The following is a 7,042-nucleotide window of genomic DNA, read 5'->3' as shown; positions in this document are numbered from 1 at the left end:
GGACAGGCCCAGCGGGTTGTCGGCCGCGTCGATCCAGTCGGGCGCCGCGACCGCGCGTCCGCCACCGAGGGCCCGGTGGACGACCCAACGAACGATCCAACTTGGCCACCCCCGCCCCCCCGACACGGGGGCATCCGACGGCAAGCCGGCGCCGCGCTGCGGATCGAAAAAGTGGTTGCGCGCGGCCGACGCGGGCAGATCCGCGACGACCGCGCCGGCGGTGAGCCACGCCACCGCGGGCTGGCGGCCGCGCGCGTCGGGGACGTAGCCGTGCGTCGGGTTGAGGCGGGCGAGCGCCGCGAACAACCCGGGCGCGTCGTCCGGCGGCACGGTCAACGGCGACAGCAGCCCGAGATCGAGGCCGAACTGGTCGCGCAGGCGAGCGTGCAGGGCGGACGCGCGGGCGGCCTGTTCGGTGAGGCCCGCGTGGGTGGTCGCGGCCTCCCAGCCGAGCGCGTCTCCCGTGAGGGCGGCGGCGGCCAGGGCGAGCAGGGCGGCGGTGCGCCGGCGCATCAGTTCCCCTCCAGCGGCCACAACCCTTGCAGCCGTTCGAGCGCGCGGCGGGCCAACGCGACGGCGTCCTCGGCAGTGCGGCACTGGGCGACGCCGCACGTGAGCAGCAGCACGGCGGCGCGCTTGCCGTCGAGCACGGCGACGCCGCGGATGTCTCCCTCGGCCGCGCGCAGCGACCGATCGCCGAGCTCGTTGCGCTCCTCGGCGGACGGCAGCGAACCGAGCAGTTGTTCGTAGCGGTCGGCCGCGCCCGCCGCGTCGAGCTTCCACAGGCGCAGGGCCACGTCGAAGCTCTCGGGCCGGTCGAGGGCGCGCAGGTGGATCGAGCTGTACTGCGACGTGTCCGGATCGTCCCCGAGCGGGCCCGTTTCGAATTCGCCGTCGAAGCCGGTGACGTCGCGAACGTCGTCGGGCGTGAGCAGGCGCGCGGCGACGACCGCCGCGGTCGTGTCGCCGCCGGGCGTGAAACTCGCGACGACCTGCGGCGCCTCGCCGGACAGCTCGCGAGCGGCTTCTGGCAGTTCCCACGCGGTGAGCGAGGCGATCGCTTGACCGCCGCCGATGTACCGCAAGTGGCGGTCGTGCGACAGGTCGGCGCGCCACTTGTCGAGCGCGATGCGATGTTCCCGCTGGGCGAAGTCCAGGCGCGGGCCGAAGTCGTCGAATCGTCGGTCGCTCCGGTAGGCGACGTAGCCCCGTTTGTATACGACGAGGTAGAAGTCGGTGATGCGCGCGCCGTCGGGGGCGGCGTTCAGCCGCGGGATCTCGTAGCGACCGTCGGCGTCGGTCGACGTGACGCGCTCGCGGAAGCCGGCCGGCTCGGAGAGCGCCGCGCCGCGCTGAAACGACCACGTGGCGTACACGAGCGCGCCGGCGACGGGCCGGCCCGTCCCCGCGTCGACCACCCGGCCGGTGAACGGGCCGCGCAGGTCGCCGGGTTCGACGGAGTCCGGCCGTGCGCGAAACGGCGCGGTGCGGGCCGGCGCCGCCGCGCACGCCGCGGCCGCCGCGCACGCCGCGGCCAACGCGGCGCCGAGGACCGCGAACCGAGCGCGCGCACACGGTCGCAGTCCTTGACCTTTTTCGAGTCTCTTTGATACGTTACGCACAGTGCGCGCTCGGTATTAGCAGTTGGCGCGACGACTTGCAAACACCAGCCGGGCCGATGCAACGCTGCTCCCACTGCGGTCGCGAGAGCCCTTCGGGTTCGATCTTTTGTCTGAACTGCGGCACGCGATTGGCGGGCAGCGACACCGGTCGTTCGACCCCGAGCGACGCCCGGCCGTTGCCCACGGACGCCGTCGCGTGTGGCAAATGCGGCGCCGACAACAGTCCGGGAATGAACTTCTGCCGCAACTGCGGCGCACGGCTCGTCGCGCGCTCGGCCTCCACGAGCGCGCCGCCCGCGCCCGCGGCGCCCGCCTCGGGGCCGGCTGCCCTCGCCGGCCGGATGCCGTCGGCCGCCGACGTCGTCGGCCGCAAGGCGGCCCCATCGCCGTCGCGCACGTGCGGCCACTGTGGCGGGACGACGCCGGGCGGGTTCCGGTTTTGCCAGTTGTGCGGCAAGCCGCTGGGCGACGAGAGGGGGGCGGCGGACGCGCGCCGAGCGCCGGTGCCGGGGCGGGACAGCCGGCCGCCGGGCGTTCGCACCGGGGTTCCGGTGCGCAGGGCCGACGTACCCGACGCGGTCGCGGCGACGATCGCCATCGCCGGCGACGACGCGCGCGCCGTCGTCTCGGCGGCGGCCGACATGGCGCGAAAGCGGACCGTCGAGGAAGATCCGGCGGTCGTCGCCACGCTACCGGAAACGCCGCTCGAGCAGCTGCGACACACGCCGCGCCAGCCGGTGTCGGCGGAGCCGCCGCCGCAGCCGGCGCCGGCGGCCGGTCCCGCGTGGGGGCGGCTCGTACTGGTCCGCCAGGACGGCAGCGACGGCGACACGTTCGAGCTCCGCGGCGACGCGGTCGAGATCGGCCGGGAAGGCGCCGGCTTGCGGTTCCCCGGCGATCGCCATCTGGCGCCCGTACACGCCCGGCTCGAGCGGCGGGGCGAGGGCGTGGCGATCGTGCCGATCGACCCGGTCAACGGCGTCTACCGTCGGATCGACGCGCGGGCGAGCCTGCGCGGGGGCGATTGGCTGCTGATGGGGCGCGAGATCCTGCGGTTCGACGTCGTGGCGGACGACGAGCGCGCGGTCGTGCCGACCGTGCAGCACGGCGTGTTGCGGTTCGGCTCGCCCGGTCGCGACCCGTGGGGAAGGTTGTCCGTCCAGCTATCGAATGGCGGCGTGCGCGACGTGCGCTACCTCAGCGGCGATCGCGTGGTCGTCGGGCGAGAGGAGGGCGACATCGTGTTCTCCGACGACGAGTTCATGTCGCGGCGGCACGCGGCCATCGGCCGGACGGGCGCGGACTGTTTCGTGGAGGATCTGGGCAGCTCGAACGGCACCTACCTGCGCATGCGCGGGGCCGAGACGGTACGAGGGACGGCTCACGTTCGCATCGGCGACCAGCTCTTTCGGCTCGAGGTGGGGCCCTGAGCAGGGGAGGCGGCGTGTCGGACTCGGCTGCCGGGACGGACATCACGGTCGCCCTGTACGGGCGCACCGACGTCGGCATCGTCCGCACGTCGAACGAGGATCACTTCGCCGTCGCCGACCTCGACGGCGACGCGCGGCCGACCGCCGGCGGCGACGTCGCCGGGCCCGTGACGGTCGCCGTCCGCGAGCGGGGGCCGCTGGTCGTCGTGTGCGACGGCATGGGGGGAGCGGCGGCCGGCGAAGTCGCCAGCGCGCTCGCGGTCGAGGTCGTCGTAGACCGGATGCGGGAGGCGCCGCGGGCCGCGGACAGGCAGGAGCTCGCGCGCCATCTGCGGCGAGCGGTCCGCGCGGCTAACCGCGCCGTGTTCGACAAGAGTCACAGCCACTGGAAGCTGCGCGGGATGGGCACCACGCTGTCCGCGGTGGCGATGTTCGGCGGCGAGTTGGTGCTGGCGCAAGTCGGCGATTCGCGCGCGTACCTGTTTCGAAACGGAGCGCTCGTTCAGATCACGCGCGATCAGTCGGTGGTCGCCGCACTGTTGCAGGCGGGCCGGATCACTCCCGACGAGGCCGATCGGTTTGCCGCATCCAACATCATCCTGCAGGCGCTGGGCGTGCAGGAGGACGTCGACGTGGCGCTGTCGCTGGCGCCGCTTCGCCGCGGCGACCGCCTGCTCGTGTGCTCCGACGGCCTGCACGGGCCGGTCGACGACGACGAGATCGCCGAGGTGCTGGCGGCGCACGCCGACCCGCGCGCGGCGGCGGACGCGCTGATCGAGCGCGCGCGCGATGCGGGCGGCCCCGACAACATCACTGCGGTCGTCGCCGACTTCGCCGGCGAGGGCCTGCCCGCGCCCGCGGGGCCGGACGACCTGCCGCGGTTCATGGAGATCGATCCCGCCGAGGACGGCGAGCGGGCGATCACGACCACGTCGCACGTGGCGCGGCGGCTCGCCGCGCGCGCGGGCGTCACCGACGATCCCGGGCCGCGGCCGATCCCGGCGACGGACCAGCACGCTGCGATCGACGACGGCGGCGATGGCGACGCGCCGGCGGTGCCGCGGCGCCTCGGCGCCGCGTGGCTGCTGGCGGCGATCGCGGTCGCGGCTGCGGCGGCGCTGTGGTTGTGGGGGAGATGAAACTCGTCGTCGATCACACCGCGGGGAGCCGCCGCGGCCAGCGGCAGGAACTCGACGTGTCCGAGCGGATCCGCTTCGGGCGCCACCCGGTCAACGAGGTGACGTTCGACGCGCATCGGGATCTGGACGCCTCGTCGCGCCATGCGGAACTCGTCCGGCAGGGTTCTCGGTTCGTGCTGCGGGACGTCGGCTCGTCCAACGGATTGTTCGTGGACGGCGAGCGCGTGATCGAAACGGACGTGCCAGTGGGCAGGCCGATCGAAGTCGCGTTCGGGCGAACGGGGCCGCGCGTGCGGCTGTACATCGGCGACCCGAGCGACCTGTCGGCACCCGAGATCGGCGCGCCGATCGCCGCCGCGCCGACACCGGCGCGCGGCCCGGCCGGCGTCGTGCGGGCGGCGGCCGCCGCTGCGCGCGCCGGAGGTCGCTTTCGGATCGCGGCGTTCGTGCCGGCACTGGCGCGCGAACTCGTGTACGGGTCGTCTCGCGGCGTCAAGGTCGGCGTGAGTCTCGCGCTGACGGTCGCGGTCGTCGCCGCGGGGGCGGCATGGCTTGCCCGAACCGCGCCGGCGCCGCAAGGCGCGCGCCCCCCGGCCGCTGCGGAGCCCTCGCCCGCGCCGGCCGGGCCTCCGGCGGGCGAAGCCGCCCGCGGCGAGGCGGTGGCGAGGGCGGCGCGCGGGCTGTACGCGCTCGTGGCGACGGGCGCCGGCGGTACGCCAGCGCAGCCACCTGACGCGCCCGCGTGTCCAGCGCGCGCGTGCGTCATCGAGGGCATGTTCTGCGCGGCCTTCGCGGTCGAGGCGCGGACGGTCGCGACGGCCGCGGAGTGCGCCGCGGCGGCCGCCGCAGCACGTCGAGCCGGCCTGTCGATCCGCGCCGTGGCGGCCGCCACCGGCGAGCCCGCGCCGGTGGGGCCGTGGCGGTCGGTGGGCGCGATCTCGCTCGCCACGCTCGGACGGTCGGCTGTGGGGACGGTCTCGCTGGCCTCGCGCGACGGCCCGCGCGTTGGCGACAACCTCGTCTGCCTCGTTCCGAGCGCGGATCGCGCGGGCGGCACCGACGCGCGAGGAGTCCGGGCCATCGCGAGCGTGGCCTTGGGGACCCGCGAGGGCGACGGTTCGATGATCCGCCATACCGCCGGCGACTGCGCTCCCGGCGCGCCGCTGGTCGATGTTCGCGGCCGCGCCGCCGGCGTCGCGACGAGCGCACCGCGGGAAGCCGGCGTCAACTACGCGGCCTCCACCGGTGCATTGCGCGGCGATTTGCGCGAAAATGGCGGCGCCGTGCGGGCGCGGGGAATTCGCGACGATGGATGAGGCCAGCCGATGATGTGTCCGTCGTGTCACGCGCAGCTCGACGACGGCGCGCGGTTCTGCGGGTTGTGCGGCGCGCGCCTCGACGTGCCATCGGCTGCGCCCGAACCGCTGGCGCCCCCGGTGGCGCCCGGGGCGGCTGCGGCGCCGTCCGGCAAGGCGGCGGTAGGGCTTCGCGGCGGTTCGTCCGCGGCGCCCGCGCCGGCCGCGGCCGTTCCCGCGGCGGGCGCGGATCCGTACATCGGTACGACGCTCAACAATCGGTTTCGCATCGAGGCGAAGCTCGGCGAGGGCGGTTTCGGCGCGGTCTACCGCGGCACCCAGCTCGGCATCGGCCGCAAGGTCGCCATCAAACTGCTTCACCCCGAGATGGCGCGCGACAAGAACCTCGTCGCGCGGTTTCGCCGGGAAGGCGTCGTGCTGTGTAGCTTGCGCGACGCGCATACGATCACCACCTACGACTTCGACCAGACGCCGGACGGCACTCTATACATCGCGATGGAACTGCTCGAGGGGCGCAGCCTGCACGAGGTGTTCCACGCGGAGGCGCCGATCGACTGGCGGCGCATGTTCAAATTCGTCACGGAGATCGCGACCTCGCTGTACGAGGCGCACCAGGCCGGCATCATTCATCGCGATCTGAAGCCGGAGAACATCAACCTCGAGCCGCGGCCGGGCAACCCGGAGTTCGTCAAGGTGCTCGACTTCGGCATCGCGAAGGTCGTCCACGGCGACCGCGGCGGCAGTCAATCGCCGCAGCTCACCGCGACGGGCCAGACCCTCGGGACGCTCGAGTACATGTCGCCCGAGCAGCTCATGGGCAAGGATCTCGACGGCCGAAGCGACATCTACGCGCTCGGCGTGGTGTCGTACGAGATGGTCACGGGGCGGCTGCCGTTCCCGGATGCGGTCGGGCCGGCGGCGCTGATCTCGGCGCAGTTGCGCCGCGTCCCCGACCCGCCGTCGCGCGCGTGTCCCGGCGCGAACATTCCGCCGGGGGTGGACGCGGTCATCCTCAAGATGCTCGAGAAGGACCGGAAGAGCCGGTTCGCGGACGTGATGGAGTTGAAGGCGGCGTGCGAGGAGGTGCTGCGCACCGGCGGCCAGGTGCCGGCGGCGCTCGCGGAACAAGGTGCGGATGCAACCGTTGCGCTGCGGCCGAACGCGATCGCCGCGGCGGGATCGGGCGCGCCGCCGTCGCAGTCGCCGATGCCGCCGCCGCGGGCGCAGACGCCGCCGCCGCGGGCGCAGACGCCGCCGCCGCGGGCGCAGACGCCGCCTGGGCCCGCGACCGGCCGCGCGCCGGCGTCCACCGAGCAGTTGCTCGAGGCCGCCCGCGGGTCGCGGCTGTGGCTGTGGATCGTGCTGGCCATGGCGGCGATCGGCGGCGGGATCGGCGCGTTCTTCGCGCTCAAGTAGCGCACGCGCCGCGCTCGGCGGCGCGCCCCGGCGCTCGCGCGCAGCGGGGCGCGCCGCGCTCGCGCCGTGTGCGATGCGTCCGACGGACGAGCCGGTCGCGCGCCCCGGTCGGCGCACGC

At 74.6% G+C, this 7,042-nt stretch carries 6 protein-coding genes; 4 read left to right on the top strand and 2 right to left on the bottom strand.

The annotated features are described in order from the left end of the window. Positions 1–513 (bottom strand): hypothetical protein (locus D6689_16240; GenBank protein RMH39559.1); only part of this gene is annotated, 513 nt, incomplete at its 3' end. After that, on the bottom strand, positions 513–1,622 hold the full coding sequence (locus D6689_16235) for a carboxypeptidase regulatory-like domain-containing protein (protein RMH39558.1): 1,110 nt from the start codon (positions 1,620–1,622) through the stop codon (positions 513–515). The genes D6689_16240 and D6689_16235, both read right to left, overlap by 1 nt. A 56-nt stretch (positions 1,623–1,678) precedes the next feature. Here D6689_16235 and D6689_16230 point away from each other — a divergent pair, with 56 nt between their 5' ends. From D6689_16230 to D6689_16215, 4 genes are read left to right on the top strand one after another with little or no spacing between them, the layout of a single operon-like run. Further along, complete coding sequence (locus tag D6689_16230; GenBank protein ID RMH39557.1) at positions 1,679–3,052, top strand: FHA domain-containing protein; 1,374 nt, start codon at positions 1,679–1,681, stop codon at positions 3,050–3,052. Positions 3,053–3,066: 14 nt separating this feature from the next. Continuing rightward, the gene (locus D6689_16225; protein RMH39556.1) at positions 3,067–4,191 is read left to right on the top strand and encodes a serine/threonine-protein phosphatase; all 1,125 of its coding nucleotides are present in this window, start codon (positions 3,067–3,069) and stop codon (positions 4,189–4,191) included. Continuing rightward, positions 4,188–5,507, top strand: coding sequence for an FHA domain-containing protein (locus tag D6689_16220; GenBank protein ID RMH39555.1), 1,320 nt, complete (start codon positions 4,188–4,190; stop codon positions 5,505–5,507). Before D6689_16225 ends, D6689_16220 begins: the two co-directional genes overlap by 4 nt. Before the next feature lie 9 nt (positions 5,508–5,516). Then, positions 5,517–6,923 carry a serine/threonine protein kinase gene (locus tag D6689_16215; protein ID RMH39554.1) on the top strand — a complete coding sequence of 469 codons (1,407 nt, stop codon included), beginning with the start codon at positions 5,517–5,519 and terminating at the stop codon, positions 6,921–6,923. Positions 6,924–7,042 lie beyond the last annotated feature (119 nt).

This window comes from Deltaproteobacteria bacterium, from assembly GCA_003696105.1.
GTDB lineage: Bacteria > Myxococcota_A > Polyangia > Haliangiales > J016 > J016.
The sequence above is the reverse complement of the archived record's forward strand: the minus strand, read 5'-3'. Positions and strand labels throughout refer to the sequence as shown.

What these genes read in the sequence shown, in the direction of transcription:
- D6689_16230 (RMH39557.1), top strand. Translation starts at nt 1,679, where the DNA reads ATGCAACGCTGCTCCCACTGCGGTCGCGAGAGCCCTTCGGGTTCGATC.
- D6689_16220 (RMH39555.1), top strand. Translation starts at nt 4,188, where the DNA reads ATGAAACTCGTCGTCGATCACACCGCGGGGAGCCGCCGCGGCCAGCGG.
- D6689_16215 (RMH39554.1), top strand. Translation starts at nt 5,517, where the DNA reads ATGATGTGTCCGTCGTGTCACGCGCAGCTCGACGACGGCGCGCGGTTC.